Source organism: Pedobacter chinensis (genome assembly GCF_003339865.1).
GTDB classification, from domain to species: domain Bacteria; phylum Bacteroidota; class Bacteroidia; order Sphingobacteriales; family Sphingobacteriaceae; genus Pedobacter; species Pedobacter chinensis.
Genome location: NZ_QPKV01000003.1, coordinates 957,253 through 976,953 on the forward strand (window position 1 = coordinate 957,253; position 19,701 = coordinate 976,953).

Below are 19,701 nucleotides of genomic sequence, written 5' to 3' on the forward strand. Positions count from 1 at the left end.
TGGGAAATTAAAAACCCATAAACAGAATTTAGAAAACTGCTTATGGGTTAATTTTAAAGCATTTTGAGCTTAGCTTGTTGCAAGCGGAGTAAATCTGCCAATCAGCTCATTGTATTGATTTTCTAACTTTTTACTTAATTCATGCTGCTTAAAGGTTTCAGTTAATTTTATCATTTGAGCGAGATAAGTCATGTAAACACGGACATTTTGTTCTGATACCAGGTAATTTTTACTTTCTGAAACATCAGCTAAGTAAGTCAGTTCTTTATTGATGTGATCTGCAGATTTTTTGATCATTGTATTTGCCCGGTTCAAATCATTTATCCGGTAAAGGCTTTCGGTAAAATAAAATGTGCTTAGTACCTGGCGCATGGTATAAAACTGATCAGGAATTACCTGGAAATATTTGTTAACCACTTCTTTACCTTCGTTAATTCTTCCTTCATTTATTAATTCGGCCAATAATCCACTAAACATATTGGAAAAATAGGTTACATCATCTGCCGATTGCCTATCAAGATGTTTTGCATTTTTGATATTACCATATCCATAAACATTTATTAAATTGTTGAACATCGGTTTTGGATTGATCAATTCCTGACCATCGGAAGTGGTGTTTTCTGGTTTCAGTGGAAGCAATCTTTTATTCAGCCCTTCTATATATAAATATTTATCAAGGCCGATGTATTGTTCATCTGGCATTGCACTTGTAAAATAAATAGGTCGCTCCCAATTATTATGGGTTAAAATATCAAACAAGGCTAATGTACCTTTGGTGATATAGTTTCCTTTGTAAGTCCATTCCATGCTGTCTGCAATTTTGCCGGCATCTTCTTTTGGCACCGTTCCGGTATCTAAAACCTGTTTAGGGTTTACTGTCAGTTTTAAGTTTCTTGTTGGCAAAATGTTGTATTTAGATCCATCGCTCATGGTCGCTTTATCCTCATCATGATCTGAGAGGAGAACATCTAAAACTTCTTTCAACTCAATGTGTTGTGCAATTTTATAATCCTGATAATACATCACATCTCTGGTGCCGGCAACATATTGTTCCGGTTTCATGGTCAAAGGCAAAGGTTCAGATTGATTTTGTTTTCTCTTCATGCCATCAATATACCAATCGGCGGTGAACAAGCTCAGGTTTACCACCCTGACATCCGGGCGAACGTTTTCCACTTCTTGCGCATACCAAACCGGATAAGTATCATTGTCGCCGTAAGTAAAAAGAATGGCGTTTGGGGCACATGATTTTAAATAATTTACAGCCATATCATGCGCTACATGACTGTCAGAGCGATCATGGTCATCCCATCCTTGATAAACCATCAGGATTGGTGCAGCAAAGAGCGCAATAACCGATGCGAAAATGCTTGCCTTAGTTGGGGAAAGTTTATTAAAAATCCAATCTTTTAATCCAAAAATGCCTAAGCCAATCCAAATGGCAAAAGCATAGAACGAGCCTACATAAGCATAATCTCTTTCCCGTGGTTCAACCGGTACCGAATTGAGATAAACCACAATAGCAACTCCGGTAAAAACAAAAAGCAACCCAATAATTCCGGCGTCTTTTTGATTTCTTTTGAAATGCCAGATTGCACCAATCAAGCCTATGATTAACGGCAGAAAGAAAAACCGGTTATAGGCCTTGTTTTCTTTGATAGATGGAGGTAGATTCGTCTGATTGCCTAATCTTAAAGCATCAATGGGTTTAATGCCGCTTAGCCATGCACCATTACGACCGCCATGCTGCCCATCTTCATTGTCTTGCCGCCCTACAAAATTCCACATGAAATAACGCATATACATCTGGCCAATTTGAAAAGAGAGCATATAAGTCAAATTATCCTTTAAGCTGGGTTTGTGCTCATCATCAAAACCCATGTAATTTTTGTAAAATCTAACATGCTCAGGTTTGTCGCTGTACATTCTTGGTGCTAAGGTTTTATCTGCAAAAACATATTCTGATTTTGTTCCGGCAGACTCATATTTCTGAGCGCCTTTTCTGTAAAGCTGACCAGTTTCTTTAATGTCGATCTTTTCAGAGTTATAGTTTTCTCCATAAAGTAAAGGCCGGTCGCCATACTGAGATCTGTTCACATAACTTAAAAAGTTGAAGGCATTTTCAGGATTGGTATTATTTAAATTTGGTTTAGCATGGGCCCTTATAATCAGCAGCGCAAAAGAACTATAACCAAAAATGAGTAAAACAGTAAATAGCATGATCAGGTTTAAAGCCCGCTTGTGTTTGCGGATAGAATATTGGATTCCATAAACCAACCCACCGATAACCAACACTGCATAAAACAAAATACCTGTCCCAAAGGCTAAACCTAACGTGTTTACGAAGAAATAATCGAAACTTGCAGCAAAAGAAATCATGTACTGGATAATTCCAAACTGAACAATGGCCAGCGCAAAAACCGATAGGATAAAAACTTTTAAGATACCTTTCCAATTGGGATTTGGATTTTTTTTGAAATAATAAACAAAGATTAAAGCCGGGATGGCCAATAAGTTTAAAAGATGGACGCCTACGGAAAGCCCCATAATATAGGCAACAAAAAGTAGCCATCTGTCTGCTTTTGGCTCATTTGCTTGAGATTCCCACTTTAAAATTCCCCAAAAAACCACTGCTGTGCAAAGCGATGACATGGCGTAAACTTCTGCTTCAACAGCCGAAAACCAAAAACTATCTGAGAATGCATAAGCAAGGGAACCAACCAAACCCGCGCCGATGATACTGATTGTTTTTGAACCGGTTATTTCCTCTCCTTTTTTAATGATGGTTTTTTTTGCCAACGCAGTAATTGTCCAGAATAAAAAAAGAATGGTTCCGGCACTTGCAAATGCAGAAGAAATATTCATGAAGTATGCGATCATGGTTTTATTATCCAAAGCCAGCGTAGAAAATACCTTTTGAATCATGGAAACAATAGGAGCACCGGGTTGATGAACAACCTGCATCCGAAAAGCGGAGGCGATAAATTCACCACAATCCCAAAAACTTACAGATTGATCTAAGGTCAGGATGTAAGTAAGTGCGGCGACAAAAAAGCATAGCCAGCCTGCAATGGTGTTAATCTTTGAATAATTCATAGTAAAATTTTAGTCTTTGATAATAAATGATTTAAGTGGTTCGCACTTAAAAAAGTCGTATAAAAAAATAAAATGTTGCATCCGATATGATGATTTTTTTATCTTTGCAACGCAAGAAGGAACAGCAAGAAAGAAATTAAAAATATTTTAAATCACTCTTGCATAATTAAAATAAGGTTCCTACATTTGCATTCCCTTTCGGGGATATATCCTCGAGAAGCTTTTGTCCGATAGTATAAGGGTAGTACAACGGTTTTTGGTACCGTTTGTCTTGGTTCGAATCCAGGTCGGACAACTAAAATTTAATGTCGGATCGTGTTTATAAAATGACATGATCCGATTTTTTTTAACCGTAAACTACACGGATCATGCCATTGCAGTTTAACCCGGTAAAATTATTTTCCGGCACAGGTTCAAGAGGATTATCACTTAAAATTGCTGAACATTACGGCAAGCCACTTGGTGATGTAACCATTCACAAATTCAGTGATGGTGAATTTCAACCTTCTTTTGATGAATCGATACGCGGCTGCGATGTTTTTTTAATCCAATCCACTTATCAGCCCAGCGATAATTTGATGGAACTTTTGCTAATGGTTGATGCTGCTAAAAGAGCATCTGCACATTATATTACTGCAGTAGTTCCTTATTATGGTTTAGCCCGTCAGGATAGAAAGGATAAGCCACGTGTAGCAATCGGAGCCAAGTTGGTGGCTAATTTGTTAAAATCTGCAGGTATTCACCGCATCATGACGATGGATTTGCACGCAGCACAGATACAAGGTTTCTTTGATATTCCGGTAGATCATTTGGATGGATCGGTAATTTTTGTTCCTTATATCAAAAGTTTAAACCTGCCGAATTTAACTATTGCATCGCCGGATATGGGTGGTTCATACAGGGCCCGTACTTTTGCAAAGTTTTTCAATGCTGAGGTAATCATCTGCGATAAACGCCGTAAACGTGCCAATGAAATTGAATCAATGTCGATTATTGGTGATGTTACTGGCCAGGATGTAGTATTGATTGATGATATTTGCGATACCGCAGGAACCTTATCGAAAGCTGCGGCTTTAATTATGGAAAATGGTGCTGCAAGTGTGAGAGCAGTTTGTACTCATGCTGTATTATCAGGAAAAGCTGTTGAAACGGTTGAAAACTCAGTATTGACAGAATTGATTGTTACTGATACTATTCCATTAAGAACGGAAAGTGAAAAAATTAGAGTGCTAAGCACAGCAAGTTTATTTGCAAGAGCAATTGCTAATGTAAATGAACATGGCTCAATTAGTGATCTTTTTAAAGTGTAATCTGGGTTGTTAATTGGTTAACTGTTTGAACTGGTAAATCGGTTAATTGTTGGTGATTCTCAACGATTATTGAGTAATGAAGAATAGATAGTTATAGAATTATGGTTCAAATAACCAGTTAAACAATTTGAATAACTAGCTTAAAGATAAAAAGGAAGATTGTGGAAGTTGTTTGGTTCAATTAACCAGTTAACAATCTGAATAACTAACTTAAAGATAAAAAGGAAGATTATGGAAATTGTTTGGTTCAAATAACCAGTTAACAATTTGAATAACCAACTTAAAGATAAAAAGGAAGATTATGGAAATTGTTTGGTTCAAATAACCAGTTAAACAATTTAAATAACTAGCTTAAAGATAAAAAGGAAGATTGTGGAAGTTGTTTGGCTCAATTAACCAGTTAACAATCTGAATAACCAACTTAAAGATAAAAAGGAAGATTGTGGAAGTTGTTTGGCTCAATTAACCAGTTAACAATCTGAATAACCAACTTAAAGATAAAAAGGAAGATTGTGGAAGTTGTTTGGTTTCAATTAACCAGTTAAACAATTCAACAGTTAACCTAATATTAATAATTAAATATAAATAAAATGAAAACAATCGCAATTAGCGGTTCTCCAAGAGAGAACGTAGGGAAACGCGATGCCAAGGAACTTCGTTACGAAGGTAAGGTTCCGGCGGTATTGTATGGTGGAAAAGAGCAACAACACTTAGCTGTAGTTATTGCTGATTTAAGAGATGTTATTTATACCCCGGAAGTAAACTTTGTGGAGATTGATGTTAACGGTACTAAAACTAAAGCTATCGTAAAAGACACTCAATTCCACCCACTTACTGACGTGTTAATGCACATCGATTTTCTTCAGTTGTTCGATGAGAAAGAAATCGTAATGGAAATTCCGGTTAAATTAACAGGAACTTCTCCAGGTGTTAAAATGGGGGGTAAATTAATTCAGAAATTACGTAAACTTCGCGTTAAAGCTTTACCAGCTAACATGCCACAAAACGTTGAAGTAAGCTTAGAGAAATTAGAAGTAGGTAGTTTATTCCGTGTTCGCGATCTTAAAGGTCAGGATTATGTGATCACTAACACTCCTGAAGATACTATCGTTTCTGTTGCAATGTCTAGAGCATTAAAACAAGCGGAAACTGAAGCTGCTAAAGGTAAAAAATAATTAAGATTCTTAGGATTTCTTGATTACAAGATTAAAGCGATACAAAAGAGATTTTGTGTCGCTTTTTCTGTTTAAAACGTTGGTGTGATGCCTAACCGCCGCGTTCTGCTGAACTCGTTTTACAAGTGTAAGTATTAATTAAAGGTCTTGCAGCTACGTGATCAGCATCTTTCCTGTTAGGTGTTCATGCCATTCAGGTCCTGAAACAAACGGCGCAGCCCTCTTGAATACCAATAAAAACTTAAAAACAAATGAAAAATTCAGGATGACGACCGTTCATGTATGGTTTTTTAAGCATCATACCTAGCCACCAACGTCATGCCGAACTTGATTTACAAGTGTAAGTATTGATTTAAAGGTCTTGTAGCTAATCGTGATCAGCATCTTTCCTGATAGGTGTTAATGCCATTCAGGTCCTGAAACAAACGGCGCAGCCCTCTTGAATACCAATAAAAACTTAAAAACAAATGAAAAATTCAGGATGACGACCGTTCATGTATGGTTTTTTAAGCATCATACCTAGCCACCAACGTCATGCCGAACTTGATTTACAAGTGTAAGTATTGATTTAAAGGTCTTGTAGCTACTTCGTGGTCAGCATCTTTCATGTTAAGTGTTCATGCTATTAAGGTCCTGAAACAAACGGCGCAGCCCTCTTGAATACCAATAAAAACTTAAAAACAAATGAAAAATTCAGGATGACGACCGTTCATGTGTGGTTTTTTAGGCGTTGTACCTAACCACCACGTTCTGCTGAACTCGTTTCAGCATCTTTCCTGTTAGGTGTTAATGCCATTCAGGTCCTGAAATAAATTCAGGATGGCGACCGTTCATGTGTTGTGTTTTAGGCGTCGTACCTAACCACCACGTCATGCTAAACTTGATTTACAAGTTTAAGTATTGATTTAAAGGTCTTGTAGCTGCTTCGTGGTCAGCATCTTTCCTGCTAGGCGTTCATGACATTCAGGTCCTGAAACAAACGGCGCAGCCCTCTTGAATACCAATAAAAACTTAAAAACAAATGAAAAATTCAGGATGGCGACCGTTCATGTGTGGTGTTTTAGGCAATTTGTATAACTACCACGTCACGCTGAACTTGATTTACAAGTTTAAGTATTGATTTAAAGGTCTTGTAGCTGCTTCGTGGTCAGTATCTTTCATGTATAGGTGTTCATGCTATTAAGGTCCTGAAACAAACGGCGCAGCCCTCTTGAATACCAATAAAAACTTAAAAACAAATGAAAAATTCAGGATGACGACCGTTCGTGTATGGTTTTTTTAGGCGTTGTACCTAACCACCACGTCATGCTGAACTTTGGTCTTTTACCATCCGCCTTTCCACCCTCCACCTTTTTTTCTACCTTTGCCTCATGAAATATCTTATCGTTGGCTTAGGAAATATTGGACCAGATTATGCACATACCAGACATAATATTGGCTTTGATATTGCCGATGAACTGGTTAAAGGCTTAAATGGAAGTTTTGAAAATATTCGCCTGGCATATTATTCAGAGGTAAGCTATAAAGGAAAGAAGCTCCATGTGATTAAACCCACAACCTTTATGAATTTGAGTGGTAAAGCCGTAAACTATTGGATGAAAGAACTTAAGATAGCACCCGAAAATGTTTTGGTTATTGTCGATGATCTTGCACTTCCATTAGGTAAATTGAGATTAAAATTACAGGGTTCAAGTGCGGGCCACAATGGTTTAAAAAGCATCGAAGAAGTTTGTGGCGGACAAAACTATGCACGTCTGCGCTTTGGCATAGGTAATGATTATCCTAAAGGCCGTCAGGTTGATTTTGTTTTAGGGTTATTTGATAAAAATGAACAGCTGGAACTTCCTGCCTTAATTGATAAAAGTGTGGAACTGATCAAGAGTTTTGTAACGATTGGTCCTGCACATACCATGACTGCTTTTAATAAGTAGTCAGGCATTAGCAAGCAAGCCGTCCTTTGCGAGGCACTAAATAATCTGTCTGGCAAAATAGATTGTTTAGTACTTCGCGACGACGAAAACAAAAAAAGACCATCTTTCGATGATCTTTTCAATATGATATATAAGTTAATGATTATTTAACCTGTTCCTGAGCTCTTGCAATATAAGCATCAACCATTTGTGCTTCAGCACTTTCAGGATATTGAGTTTTGATTTTGGTATATGCATCAACAGCACCTTTAAAATCTTTAAGGTTCTCATTAACTAAACCAAGCTTTTTAAGAAACATCGGAGAAGTAAATTTGCTTGCCTTATCAGAAGCTTTTTTGTAATAAGTAGCCGCTTGTTTATAGTCTTTTAATTCGCTGTAAGCATCGCCTAACAAACCTAAAGCCAATGGATCTGCAACCGGGCTACCTGTAGCACTGTATTTACTTAAAGATTCTACCGCTTGTTTGTATTCTCCTTTTCGCAGATAAATTCCGCCCAGATATAAGTTAGCTAAATTTGCCGATTTCGTGTTATCATATTCTTTAGCGATTTGCTCTAAACCAGGGTAACCACCTTCGCCTTTAATGGCTTTATTGGATAATGAATCTACACCGATGAATTGCTCAGCTTTAAACATTTTGCTTGCAGCTTCTTCGGCACGGCCTTTTAAGTACACATTTTGATACCAAAAATATACACCAATTAATAAAACCACAGCACCTGCTATAAACAGTAAGCTCTTGTTATTTTCCTGTAAGAATGAACCTTTTTTAATAGGTTGAGTTGTCTGGTTATCTGTTGTAGACATGTTTGTTTAAAAAATTAAGATTGCAAAAATACATTTTTCAATCAAAGAATCAATCTTTATTTTGAAGTATTTAATTAAACATTAGTTATTTAGAGGGTAAAAAACGGTAAATTGCGCCATATTTATGTGGTTAAAGAATATTACGCTTTTAAATTTTAAAAACTATACCGATGCCGACCTTCAGTTTTCGGATACTGTAAATGTTTTTACAGGCAATAATGGGTCTGGTAAAACGAATATGCTCGATGCTATTCACTACCTCTGTTTATGTAAAAGCTATTTTAATCCAATTGATGGTCAGCAAATCAAAACAGGGCAGGAGATTTTCATGATTCAGGGCGATTTTGATCGCAATCACAAAAACGAAAAAATATCTTGCGGGGTTAAGCGTAATCAGAAAAAACAGTTTAAGCGAAATAAAAAAGAGTACGACAAACTCGCTGATCATATTGGATTGTTTCCTGTGGTGATGGTTTCGCCTTATGATGTTAATCTGATTATGGAAGGAAGTGAAGAGCGTAGAAAATTTATTGATAATGTGATTTCTCAAACTGATGCTCACTACTTAGATCAGTTGATTACTTATAATAAAGTACTCATTAACCGAAACGCGCTTTTAAAGCAAATTGCAATTACTAAACGTTACGATCCAACCTTATTGGAGATATTAGATGAACAACTGATCGTGAACGGTAATAAAATTTTTGCTACCCGTAAAAGTTTTATGAATGAATTTATTCCGTTGTTTAACCAATATTATACTTACCTTACCGAAAACAAAGAAATAGTCGAGCTCAATTACCAATCGCAGTTAAATGATGCCGCTTTTAATGAGCTGTTGAAAAAATCAGTAGAGAAAGATAGAGTGCTTGAACGCACCACAACCGGAATTCATAAAGATGAGCTCGCCTTTGTAATCAGTGGTATGCCGTTGAAAAAATTTGGATCACAAGGTCAGCAAAAATCTTTTTTAATTGCTTTAAAAATTGCACAATACGCTTATTTAGCAAAGAATAAAGGTTTTAAGCCTTTGCTTTTATTGGATGATATTTTCGATAAGCTGGATGATAACCGTGTTCAGAAATTAATGCAAATGGTTTCTCATCATGATTTTGGTCAAATATTTATTACCGACACTGGTAAAGAAAGAGTAAAATCAATTTTTGAAAGAATAGAAGTTGATGTAACTTTGTTTGAGGTAGAGGAAGGACAAATAAAAAATGCGTAAACCGAATGATTTAACCATGAAAGATGCCGTTAGCAAAATGCTTGACGTGTATCGCTTACGCCGAAAATTTGATGAAACTTCAGTATTGGCCATGTGGCCTGAAATTATGGGCACCGCAATAGCCAATAGAACCACTCAAATTTACATTCGGGATAAAAAACTCTTTATCAGAATAGAATCTTCAGTAATCAAGAATGAGTTGGTTATGGTTCGGCAGGGCATCATTCAAAAGCTTAATGAACATGCCGGCAGCGAAGTGATCACCGAAATGGTTTTTTTGTGAAATGCTAAATTAAAGAAGTCAAGTTTTTTAAAACCTGACTTCTCCTTTTTTGTTGACTCTGAACTGAAGACTCCCAAGTCCCAACTCAATTAGCCTCTTCCACCGCCAAATATTTTGGCAAGTATCCAAATCAGTAGTGCAACTACCACTACAACTATAATGATGCCCGACCAAACGCCGGCTTTAAAAATACCTTCTACAAGCTCACAACTCGATAAGGTACTGCATAAAAATGCGATTAGTACTAAAGGGAATGCTCTTTTCATATTGATGTTAATTTGTATAAGCTAACATCAGATACTAAAGAAAGTTTTAATAAATGGCTATTTACCGTTTACTTTTAACAACTCCACTTCAAAAATCAAGGTGCTATATGGAGGAATATCTGCTCCTGCGCCACGTTCTCCATAAGCCAGGTTATATGGAATGAAGAATTTGTACTTCGAACCAGCTGGCATCAGCTGCACGCCTTCTGTCCAACCTGGAATAACCCTGTTCAATGGAAAGCTAATTGGCTCACCTCTGTCGTAAGAGCTATCAAACTGTTGGCCATTTAATAAGGTTCCTTTGTAATGAACCAAAACTGAATCTGTAGCTGTAGGTTTAACACCAGTTCCGGCAGTTAAAACCTCATATTGTAAACCACTGGCTGTTGTTTGAACGCCAGCACGCTTTTTGTTTTCTTCTAAAAATGTTTGTCCTTCTTTTATCATGGGTGCATATTTAATTTTATTTGCTTCTGCTTCAGCTTTGTTTTTTACTGCTGATGCTTGTGATAACGCATCATTAATACATTGTTGTGCCTGTTGCTGATCCAGGATCGTTTTTCCGCCGGTAAATGCATCTTTTAAACCTTTTAGCAAAACATCATAGTTCAATGTGGATAAACCAGTTGATTTTAAACCCGCTCCAATAGATGTTCCAAATGCATAACTGGTAGAATCCAGGCCAGATTTAAGGCTATTGGTAATTGTTGTGGTTTTACCAGAGGTAACCGGTTTTTTGGCTACAGGTTTTTTAGCAACTGGTTTGGATTGCGCATTTGCTGCCGCAGCGATACCTGAAATACATATCGCTAATAAAAATTTCTTCATTGTGTATGGTGTTGTAATTATTTCCAACGATTAATGAGTTGGATTTATTTTAAGCCCGAAAGATACAAAACTTATAAAACAATAAAACCCCGAAATCTTCGAGGTTTTATAATTTGTTTTTCTTGTGCAAAAACTAGAAACGTTCATCTGCTTTGAAAAAGAAGTTGCCTTCAATTTCAGCGTTTTCATCTGAATCTGATCCGTGAACTGCATTTGCATCAATTGATTTAGCATATTTCTGACGGATTGTTCCTTCTGCAGCTTCAGCTGGATTGGTAGCACCGATTAGTTTTCTGAAATCTTCAATAGCGTTATCTTTTTCCAGAATAGCAGCAACGATAGGTCCTGAAGACATAAAGCTTACCAAATCTTTGTAAAATGGACGCTCGGCATGTACAGCGTAAAACTGACCTGCAGTTTCTTCTGTTAACTTAGTATATTTCAATGCAATAATTTTAAAACCTGCATTAGTAATGTCGTTTATGATCGATCCGATGTGGCCGTTTGCAACAGCATCTGGCTTGATCATTGTAAAAGTTCTGTTAGTGCTCATGTATTTGATGTCAATTTTTTTGCAAAAATACGTTTTAATTGATGAATATTAAAAGGATAACATTAAATACCCAACAATTAATATTAATTTTTACTTAGCTTTGCAGCGCAAAAAATATGTTAACATTAACTGAATTAAAATCCCTTTTGGCTACGCCACAACGAATTGTGATAACCACGCACCATAAGCCTGATGGCGATGCGATGGGTTCATCTTTAGGTTTATATGGATATTTAATTCAGAAAGGGCATCATGTTAAAGTAATTACACCAACAGATTATCCCAGTTTTTTGCACTGGATGCCGAACAATGCTGATGTGATTATATTCACTGAAGAACAGGAACAGGCAGCGAAGTTTGTAGATGAAGCTTCTATTATTTTTTGTTTGGATTTTAATACGCTTAGTCGCATAAATGAACTCGGTGAATTAGTTAGAGCTGCTGGAGCTAAGAAAGTGATGATCGATCATCATTTAGAGCCGGAAGATTTTGACGATTACCGGCACTGGGATATTAATGCCTGTGCTGCTGCACAACTGGTTTACGATTTTATTGTAAATCAATTGGAAGATAAAGCCGGAATTAATAAAGATGTTGCCGCCTGTTTATACACCGGTATCATGACCGATTCCGGATCATTCCGCTTTCCATCTGCAACATCGCAGGTTTATCGTATAGCTGCCGATTTAATAGATTTAGGTGCTGAACATTGGAAAATCCATCAACTGGTTTATGATAATGCCAGCGAAGATCGCTTGCGTTTTTTAGGTTATTGTTTATCCAACAAATTAGAAGTTTTAAGAGAATATAATACCGCAATAATTTCGGTTACTAAAGAGGAGTTGGCTCGTTTTAACAGTGCTACCGGAGATACTGAAGGTGTGGTTAATTATGCGCTTTCCATAAACGGGATTCGTTTGGCCGCACTCATAGTTGAAAGAACCGATAAAGTTAAATTATCAGTAAGGTCAACCGGTGATTTCCCTGCTAACGAAATTTGCAAAAAATATTTCAACGGTGGCGGACATAGAAACGCCGCTGGTGGCGCATCAGAAAAACCTTTAGCCGAGGTTGTAAATGAATTTAAATCAATATTAGAAGAGTATAAAAATCAATTAATTGCATAAGGCAAGAACCAAATAAAAACAAGTTTAATACAAAAAATGAAAAAAGGAATAATTGTTCTTCTGGCAGCAACCCTGGGTTTAGCGGCTTGTAACAAAGAAAAAAAGGGAGCTGGTGGTTTGTTATATACCATTCATCATTCTGAAGGTAATGAGAAGATTAAAGAAGGTGATATCATTAAAATGAATTTTATTCAGAAAAATGATAAAGATTCTGTATTGGGTAGTACTTATGAAATGGAGAACGCTCAGGTGTTTCCGGTTCAGAAAAAAATGTACAGCGGTGATATGAATGATGTGTTAACATTATTTGGAGAAGGTGATAGTGCAACTTTCAAGGTTAACTTAGATACCATGGCTTTTTACAGTAAACAACCTAAGCCTGAGCAATTTAAAAATGATAAATACCTTACTTTTGTTGTTAAAGTTGAAAAAGTATTTAAAAAGAAAGCCAACGAAGCTGATTCAACTTTCAATAAAAGAGCAGGTGAGTTTTTCCAGGCAGATTATAAAGCAACTGCAGAAAAAAAGAAAAATGCTGAAGAAGGTAAGCTTAAAGCTTATATCGCTGACAATAATTTAAAAACCACAACTTCTGCAAGTGGCTTACAATACATCATCAAAGCACCAGGTAACGCAGAAAGAGCGGCATTAGGTGATACTGTTACTTTGAGCTATACAGGTAGAGTGACCAAGAAAAACGATAAAGGTAAATACCCAATCTTTGATACCAGTGATGAAAAAATCGCTAAAGAAGAAGGTAAATTCCAGGCAGGAAGACCTTACGGGCCAACTAAAATGACAATAGGGTCAACTATTCCTGGTTTCACTGAAGCCATACAGCTTATTGGAAAAGGCGGTAAAATCACTGCGATTATCCCATCAAAATTGGGTTACGGTGATCAGGGTGCACCTCAGGTTGGCATTATGCCATATAGTCCGATTGTTTTTGATATCGAGATTACAGATATTAAAAAAGGCCCGGCTCCTGCAACACAAACTGCACCTGCTGTAAAATAATAACGCTAAAAATCTCTTAAAAAAATCTTGCTCAAAACATTGGGCAAGATTTTTGTATTTATAAACAGTAAGAAAGAAGAAATGAAAAAAGGATTAATAGTTTTATTTGCAGCCACGCTAGGTTTGGTTGCCTGTAATAAGTTCGAAAAAGGCGAAGGTGATATGACCTATAAAATTTACAAAAGCGAGGGAAAACCTAAAATTCAGGAAGGCGATTTTGTGAAATTTAATGGCATTCAAATCATTGAAACAAAATCTGGTGATTCCACCCTTGTGAATACTTATGATAATGAACGTCCTGCGTTTTTTCCTGTTAGTAAATCCATGTTTAAGGGAGATTTGGTTGCTGCTTTAAAATTACTGGGAGAGGGAGATAGTGCATCTTTTAAACTGAATCTGGATTCAATGACTAAATATTCGGGCCAACCTAAACCAACAGGCGCTAAAGATAACTATGCAACCTTTACTGTGAAAATAGAAAAAGTATTGCATAAAGTGACGAATGAGCCAGATTCAATTTTCGAAACAAAGAAAAGAGATTTCTTTAAAACAGAATATGATCTGCTGATTAAAAAGAATAAAGCGAATGAGTCTTCTAAAATTGCCAAATATATTAATGACAATAGTTTAAAGGTTAATACTACGGCATCTGGTTTAAGTTATATTATTGAAGCACCAGGCAATGCACAGCGAGCAACGCTAACCGATACCATTATGGTTGACTATACCGGACAGTTTACCAATAAAAAAGCTGATGGTAAAATCAATGTATTTGATACTTCGAATGCTAAAGTTGCAAAAGAGGCTGGAATATTTTCGCCTATGGCCCAGTATTCGGCCCGCCCTTTGGTTTTGGGGCAGTTACCTGCCGGCTTTATAGAGGGCGTTCAGTTAATTGGAGTAGGTGGAAAAATTAAAATTATTATTCCATCCAAGCTAGGATATGGAGAAAATGGTGGTGGGCCGATTAATCCATTTACACCCTTGGTGTTCGATATTGAATTGAAATCCATTACGAAAGCTAATGCGCTTGCCGCGGCTCCTGCAACGAGATAAATAAGAAACAAATTAAAACGCAAAAGTGCAGACATAAACCTGAACTTTTGCGTTTTTTGTTATTGATCTTTCTTTTTTACCAATGATTAATATTTTCTACATTACTGAAGAAATATTTCATCCTTGTCTTGTGTGCCTAAATCCATTAACAACTGTTTACGATTATTTCCAGTTTTTAAATGGACTAATGGTTAGGTTCGAATTATAATATCTACTGTCGGTGGTTACCTCAGTATCAACCCAATTTGGAAGTTCAAAACTTTCATCCTCTGAAGCTAACTCAATTTCGGCTACAATCAGGCCTTCATTACCTCCGGAAAACACGTCAACTTCCCAAAGGTTACCTTTGTGGCTAATTTCATACCTGATTTTTTCAAGTTCGGATTCAGCAAAAGTATCTAATAATTCTGCGCCTTCTGATAATGGAATTTCATATTCATATTCAAGTCGCGATGTACCTTTGGAGATTCCTTTAATAGTTAGCCATGCATTCGTTTCAGTAATGCGTACCCGAATGGTTTTATTCGGGTGGGTTAATAAGTAACCTTGCCTGAAATGTTTTCCAACTGGTTTTTCAAGTTGGTTCCATTCCGTTTGATTGATCAGGAATTTTCTTTCTATTTCTTTTCCCATTACTTTGCTCTTTTCTGTAGATCGGGAATTGGAATGCTGATTAATCTTCCAACAGGTTGTTTGCCTCTATAAGTAATCACTCGAAGTATACCGGCGTCTTTTGGTGGGGTTAATGCTGTTGTGTATTTTGGATAAAAACGGTCAGGACTTGAATTATCGAAACTGTAATAAATATCTAAACCATCTATTTCGGTGGTTAACTCAATCATTAATTGTTTATCGGCACTGCGTTTAACCGTAAAAATCGGATCGTAAATGGCTGGAGAATATTTTACTTCAGCTAAATCCAGACGCTTAAAATGTTCTTCTGTACGACTAACAAAGTTAGTCCAGTTTTTCCGTTCAATAGGGCTCCAAATCGCTTCAGAAATTGCAAATGCACGGGGCCAAAGCATGTATTGAACCTGGCGGAAATTGAAAATCTGTTCAGTCCAGAGGTTGGCTTGTCCGCCAATAATGTATTTCGGATCGGCACCAGCCGGAATGGGATTGAACTGATAGGATTTATTCAGTCTGGTTGAAGCATACACCCGAGGTTCGGTAATTGCATCGGCCTGCATATAATCGAGATAAGCAAAATCTGTTGGACTCATAACCACATTGTGTTTATCTTTAGAAGCCTGAATTCCATATTTTACGCCTCTCCAGCTCATTACGGATGCTGTTGGCGATACACCACCTTCTAAAATCTCATCCCAACCCATAAACTTTTTACCTTTAGAAACTACAATTTTTTCTACGCGTTTTTCGAAGTAAGCCTGAACCTGAGGAATGGTTTTTAATCCTTCGCGTTGCATTAATGCTTTAACCTGATCATTTTTCTCCCAAAAATTGTGAGGCGCTTCATCGCCGCCCATGTGAATATATTCGAACGGGAAAAGCCTGGCAACCTGAGTGATGACATAATCAAGAAAAACATAGACTTTTTCGTTTGCCGGACAAAGCGTATTATCAATCAAAGCCAAAGGTGGGGCTCCGCGACTCCAGTCCATGATTTTTTCTCCTGAACGTACTTTATAATTTATTGCATCTGGCGTACAAGACAACTCAGGATATGATGCAATGGCAGCTAAACTGTGTCCCGGAACATCAATTTCAGGCATAATGTTAACAAAGCGTTCCTGTGCATATTGAACCAATTCTTTAATGTCTTCCTGCGTGTAAAAGCCTCCATAAGTACGTGGTTCATCAGCAGTGGGTGGAATAAAATCGCCAAAAGTTCCTGTTTTTTTAACATTCCATGCACCAACCTCAGTTAATTTTGGTAAACCCTTGATTTCAATCCTCCAACCTTCATCATCTGTTAAATGAAAGTGTAACAAATTGAATTTGTAGCGTACCATGTTATCAATAAACTGCTTCACTTCTTCTTTGGTAAAAAAGTGGCGGGCAACATCGAACATCAATCCTCTCCAGCCCAGCTTCGGATAATCGATTACATCAACACAAGGCAATTTCCACTTAACATTTTCCATCAATTCCTTACTTTCTATTTCCACCGGAAAAAGTTGAATTAACGACTGAACCCCCCAAAAAATACCCGCTGGTTTATTTGCCGTAATTACAATTTGAGTTGGATTTACATTTAATTTGTAACCTTCCAAACCTAACTGATTATCATTTTGGGTATTGATGATCAATTTAATAGTAGGATGATTTGCAGTGGTAACGGTGCTCACAAATTTACCTGTTGCTATGGTAATCCGTTCAGAAAGAAAAGCGATAGATTGTTGCAAACCTTCACTTGCCAGAATGCTTACATTTTCAGGCAACGTGAATGTTCCAGCCTTTTTCATTAACGAAACCGGCTCTGGAATAATGGCGATTTGCGTTTGTGAAACCGAGCCTTCGCCTTCGGAAATTTCAGGTTCACTTACTATATTTTGAGCGTATGAGTTTGCTGCAAAAATGCAGATGGAAATAATCAGGAATATTTTTTTCATCCGTATATAATTGTTTCTAGCTAATGAAGTGATCAATGATTTTATTGACACTCCTGTGTGATTATTCGTTTTATTTATTATTTAATCGGTTATCGTGAATTCCGAACAAGGTTTTAAATCATGATGGTTGCATGAATCAATAAACTATCATTAACCGAATAAGTATTAATCCGCAATTTATTAAAAAAGATTAAGAACTGCTCAACTTAGGTTGTGATCAAAAAAATATTATCCAATTCATTACAAACAGAATTGTACCAGCCTTATCCCCTTAAATGATATCCTTTTGGTTTAGTGAAAGCCCTTAAACCCAGGTGCGAAAGTGTTGCGCCAATACCGGAGTATTTTCTGCCACTCCAGGGCAAAGCGGCGCTTACTCTATCGCAGCAATTCCAATAACCCGAACCAGAGTCTAACTGACTCAGTATTTTCTCTGCTCTGGTTTGATCTGCAGTGTATACAGATGCGGTTAAGCCGTAATCAGTATCCTGCATCAGTTTTAAAGCTTCCTCATCATTTTTCACTTTCATGATACCGATAATGGGGCCAAAACTTTCCTCCTGCATAACCAGCATATCATTGGTTACATCGGCCAATACGGTTGGTTCAAAAAAGTAGCCTTTTCCATTACCTGCTTTACCACCAAACAGAAGTTTGGCTCCTTTGCTCAGGGCATTCTCGATCTGATTTTCTAAAACCCTGATCTGATCTTTTCTGGTTAAAGTGCCAAGATAAACGCCATCTTGAGTTGGCAACCCACTTTTCCAGCTTCGAACTTCGTTAACGAAAGCATTTAAATAAATTTCATAATTTTTCTCATGAACATAAATTCGTTCAACCGAACAGCAACTTTGTCCGTTATTATAGAAAGCACCATCAGCGGTTGCAATAGCTGTTGCATCAATATCGGCAACATCTTCTGCAATATACAACGGATCTTTACCGCCCAATTCCAACTGGCAGGGAACCATTTTTGCCGCTACTTTTTCGTAAATGTATTTTCCCGTTTTATATGATCCAGTAAAAAAGTAACCATCAAAATTAATATCAAGCAAAGCTGAACCTGTTTCTCTGGCACCAATTGCAATTTGGAAAACACCTTCCGTAACACCTGCTTTTTTTAATAATTTTTCAATGTTAATACCTGTTAAAGTTGCATATTCTGATGGTTTGTACATTACAGCATTGCCGCTCAATAATGCTGGGATAAAAACATTTACACCAACTAAGTAAGGATAATTCCATGCCGAGATATTGCACACTACGCCTAAAGGTTCATATTTAATGATTTCTTTTAAGCCAGGTTCGTCAACCATAACCTCATCTGAAAGATATTTTTCAGCGTTTGCCAGCATCCATTTAATACGTGCTCTTGCACCATTAATTTCATTTCGGGATTGTTGCAAAGGTTTACCAACTTCATTGGTTAAGGTTAAAGCAAGTGCTTCAATTTCTGTCTCCAGCAAGTCGCTAAATGTAGCAAGGATGGATATTCTTTCCTGCAATGTTTTCTTTGCCCATTCAGGTTGCACTTGTTTTAAAACCTCAAACTTTGCTTCAAGCGTGGCTTGATTATCTTCTTCTAAAGTGGATATAATTTCTTCCGTTGCGGGATTGATGATTTGCATTTTTATTTTTGTTTTTGCCATTGAAACATTGAATCCACGAAAAATATTACTCCGTGTAAATCTGTGTTTCCGTGGCTAATTATTTTATTTTCGATTTAAAATTATTGCGTTAATAAATGCCTCGTGTAAATTCTTACTGAAAGGACTTTGCTGATCTTTTAATCGTTCAGGATGCCATTGTACAAAAAGTAAAAATGATTTTCCTTTAGGATATAGCCTTTCCATAGCTTCTGTAACACCATCTGGAGAGACAGCGCTAACCACCAAACCTTTTCCTGTTCTATCAGTGCTTTGATGATGGTTGCTGTTGACCAAGCCTTTATCTATATTTACAATGCTGTTCAACCATGATGATGGATTGATCATGATTTCATGATACCTGTCACTTTTATCGGGCATTTTTGAATGATCAAATTTTCCCCAGGTTGGAATATCGGGGATTAACGTTCCCCCAAAGAAAACATTCCCAACCTGCATGCCGCGACAAATACCTAAAACAGGAATTTCGTTTTCCTCGGTGTGTTCCAAAACTTTGAATTCAAACTCATCACGTTGTTCGTCGATATCATCTTCGTAGCACCAGGGATAATATTCCGGATGATTATAAAATCGGGGATGAACATCTTCACCGCCGGTAAGCACAATGCCCTGGCATTTTTCTATTTCATTAAAGTTATCGAGTTTATAACCGAGCCGGATAACTTCAATATTTTCATTGTAGGATAATACCCAATTACGATAAATATCGAATTTGCTGCAATCGGTAACACCTATAATTATTTTAGCTGACATGAATATTTTGTTTTTGCTGCGGATTTG

17 protein-coding genes are annotated in these 19,701 nt (G+C 36.9%); 8 read left to right on the forward strand and 9 right to left on the reverse strand.

Annotation, left to right across the window (positions count from 1 at the left end):
* Positions 1–69: 69 nt before the first annotated feature.
* Positions 70–3,096: a glycosyltransferase family 117 protein gene (locus DU508_RS09410; protein WP_115402538.1), complete on the reverse strand. Its 3,027-nt coding sequence runs from the start codon at positions 3,094–3,096 to the stop codon at positions 70–72.
* A 368-nt stretch (positions 3,097–3,464) separates the two neighbouring features.
* On the opposite strand from DU508_RS09410, the gene DU508_RS09420 reads away from it, so the two are divergent.
* The 3 genes from DU508_RS09420 (at position 3,465) to pth (ending at position 7,512) form a co-directional block, all read left to right on the forward strand.
* Entirely contained in the window at positions 3,465–4,406 is a 942-nt protein-coding gene (locus tag DU508_RS09420; RefSeq protein WP_115402539.1) for a ribose-phosphate pyrophosphokinase, read from the forward strand.
* A 590-nt stretch (positions 4,407–4,996) separates the two neighbouring features.
* Positions 4,997–5,581, forward strand: coding sequence for a 50S ribosomal protein L25/general stress protein Ctc (locus DU508_RS09425; RefSeq protein ID WP_115402540.1), 585 nt, complete (start codon positions 4,997–4,999; stop codon positions 5,579–5,581).
* 1,370 nt (positions 5,582–6,951) lie between these two features.
* Positions 6,952–7,512 (forward strand): aminoacyl-tRNA hydrolase, encoded by a 561-nt coding sequence (pth, locus tag DU508_RS09430; RefSeq protein ID WP_115402541.1) that lies wholly within the window; start codon positions 6,952–6,954, stop codon positions 7,510–7,512.
* Positions 7,513–7,654: 142 nt separating this feature from the next.
* On the opposite strand, the gene DU508_RS09435 is transcribed toward pth, so the two are convergent.
* Positions 7,655–8,320: a tetratricopeptide repeat protein gene (locus tag DU508_RS09435; protein ID WP_115402542.1), complete on the reverse strand. Its 666-nt coding sequence runs from the start codon at positions 8,318–8,320 to the stop codon at positions 7,655–7,657.
* A gap of 124 nt (positions 8,321–8,444) precedes the next feature.
* Here DU508_RS09435 and recF point away from each other — a divergent pair, with 124 nt between their 5' ends.
* Together recF and DU508_RS09445 are read left to right on the forward strand one after the other, a co-directional pair.
* Positions 8,445–9,548 carry a DNA replication/repair protein RecF gene (gene recF, locus DU508_RS09440; protein ID WP_115402543.1) on the forward strand — a complete coding sequence of 368 codons (1,104 nt, stop codon included), beginning with the start codon at positions 8,445–8,447 and terminating at the stop codon, positions 9,546–9,548.
* Positions 9,541–9,831, forward strand: a complete 291-nt coding sequence (locus DU508_RS09445) for a DUF721 domain-containing protein (protein WP_115402544.1) — start codon at positions 9,541–9,543, stop codon at positions 9,829–9,831. Before recF ends, DU508_RS09445 begins: the two co-directional genes overlap by 8 nt.
* Positions 9,832–9,920: 89 nt before the next feature.
* On the opposite strand, the gene DU508_RS09450 is transcribed toward DU508_RS09445, so the two are convergent.
* The 3 genes from DU508_RS09450 to DU508_RS09460 all read right to left on the reverse strand — a co-directional run bounded on the left by DU508_RS09450 (position 9,921) and on the right by DU508_RS09460 (position 11,478).
* Positions 9,921–10,097: a hypothetical protein gene (locus DU508_RS09450; RefSeq protein ID WP_199562679.1), complete on the reverse strand. Its 177-nt coding sequence runs from the start codon at positions 10,095–10,097 to the stop codon at positions 9,921–9,923.
* 57 nt (positions 10,098–10,154) lie between these two features.
* The gene (locus DU508_RS09455) at positions 10,155–10,925 is read right to left on the reverse strand and encodes an FKBP-type peptidyl-prolyl cis-trans isomerase (RefSeq protein WP_115402546.1); all 771 of its coding nucleotides are present in this window, start codon (positions 10,923–10,925) and stop codon (positions 10,155–10,157) included.
* Between the two features lie 133 nt (positions 10,926–11,058).
* The gene (locus DU508_RS09460; protein ID WP_039479466.1) at positions 11,059–11,478 is read right to left on the reverse strand and encodes a nucleoside-diphosphate kinase; all 420 of its coding nucleotides are present in this window, start codon (positions 11,476–11,478) and stop codon (positions 11,059–11,061) included.
* Between the two features lie 116 nt (positions 11,479–11,594).
* Here DU508_RS09460 and DU508_RS09465 point away from each other — a divergent pair, with 116 nt between their 5' ends.
* From DU508_RS09465 to DU508_RS09475, 3 genes are all read left to right on the forward strand, one after another.
* A complete protein-coding gene (locus tag DU508_RS09465) occupies positions 11,595–12,605 on the forward strand; it encodes a DHH family phosphoesterase (protein WP_115402547.1) in 1,011 nt (336 codons plus the stop codon).
* Between the two features lie 36 nt (positions 12,606–12,641).
* Positions 12,642–13,622, forward strand: a complete 981-nt coding sequence (locus DU508_RS09470; protein ID WP_115402548.1) for an FKBP-type peptidyl-prolyl cis-trans isomerase — start codon at positions 12,642–12,644, stop codon at positions 13,620–13,622.
* Positions 13,623–13,703: 81 nt separating this feature from the next.
* Positions 13,704–14,678 carry an FKBP-type peptidyl-prolyl cis-trans isomerase gene (locus DU508_RS09475; RefSeq protein WP_115402549.1) on the forward strand — a complete coding sequence of 325 codons (975 nt, stop codon included), beginning with the start codon at positions 13,704–13,706 and terminating at the stop codon, positions 14,676–14,678.
* A 162-nt stretch (positions 14,679–14,840) separates the two neighbouring features.
* Here DU508_RS09475 and DU508_RS09480 read toward each other — a convergent pair whose 3' ends face one another.
* The 4 genes from DU508_RS09480 to DU508_RS09495 form a co-directional block, all read right to left on the reverse strand.
* Positions 14,841–15,311, reverse strand: coding sequence for a CYTH domain-containing protein (locus DU508_RS09480; RefSeq protein WP_115402550.1), 471 nt, complete (start codon positions 15,309–15,311; stop codon positions 14,841–14,843).
* The gene (locus tag DU508_RS09485; RefSeq protein ID WP_115402551.1) at positions 15,311–17,254 is read right to left on the reverse strand and encodes a beta-N-acetylhexosaminidase; all 1,944 of its coding nucleotides are present in this window, start codon (positions 17,252–17,254) and stop codon (positions 15,311–15,313) included. Before DU508_RS09485 ends, DU508_RS09480 begins: the two co-directional genes overlap by 1 nt.
* A gap of 263 nt (positions 17,255–17,517) precedes the next feature.
* Complete coding sequence (locus DU508_RS09490) at positions 17,518–18,903, reverse strand: aldehyde dehydrogenase family protein (protein ID WP_233509462.1); 1,386 nt, start codon at positions 18,901–18,903, stop codon at positions 17,518–17,520.
* Between the two features lie 63 nt (positions 18,904–18,966).
* Positions 18,967–19,674, reverse strand: coding sequence for a gamma-glutamyl-gamma-aminobutyrate hydrolase family protein (locus tag DU508_RS09495; protein ID WP_115402552.1), 708 nt, complete (start codon positions 19,672–19,674; stop codon positions 18,967–18,969).
* Between the last annotated feature and the right edge of the window lie 27 nt (positions 19,675–19,701).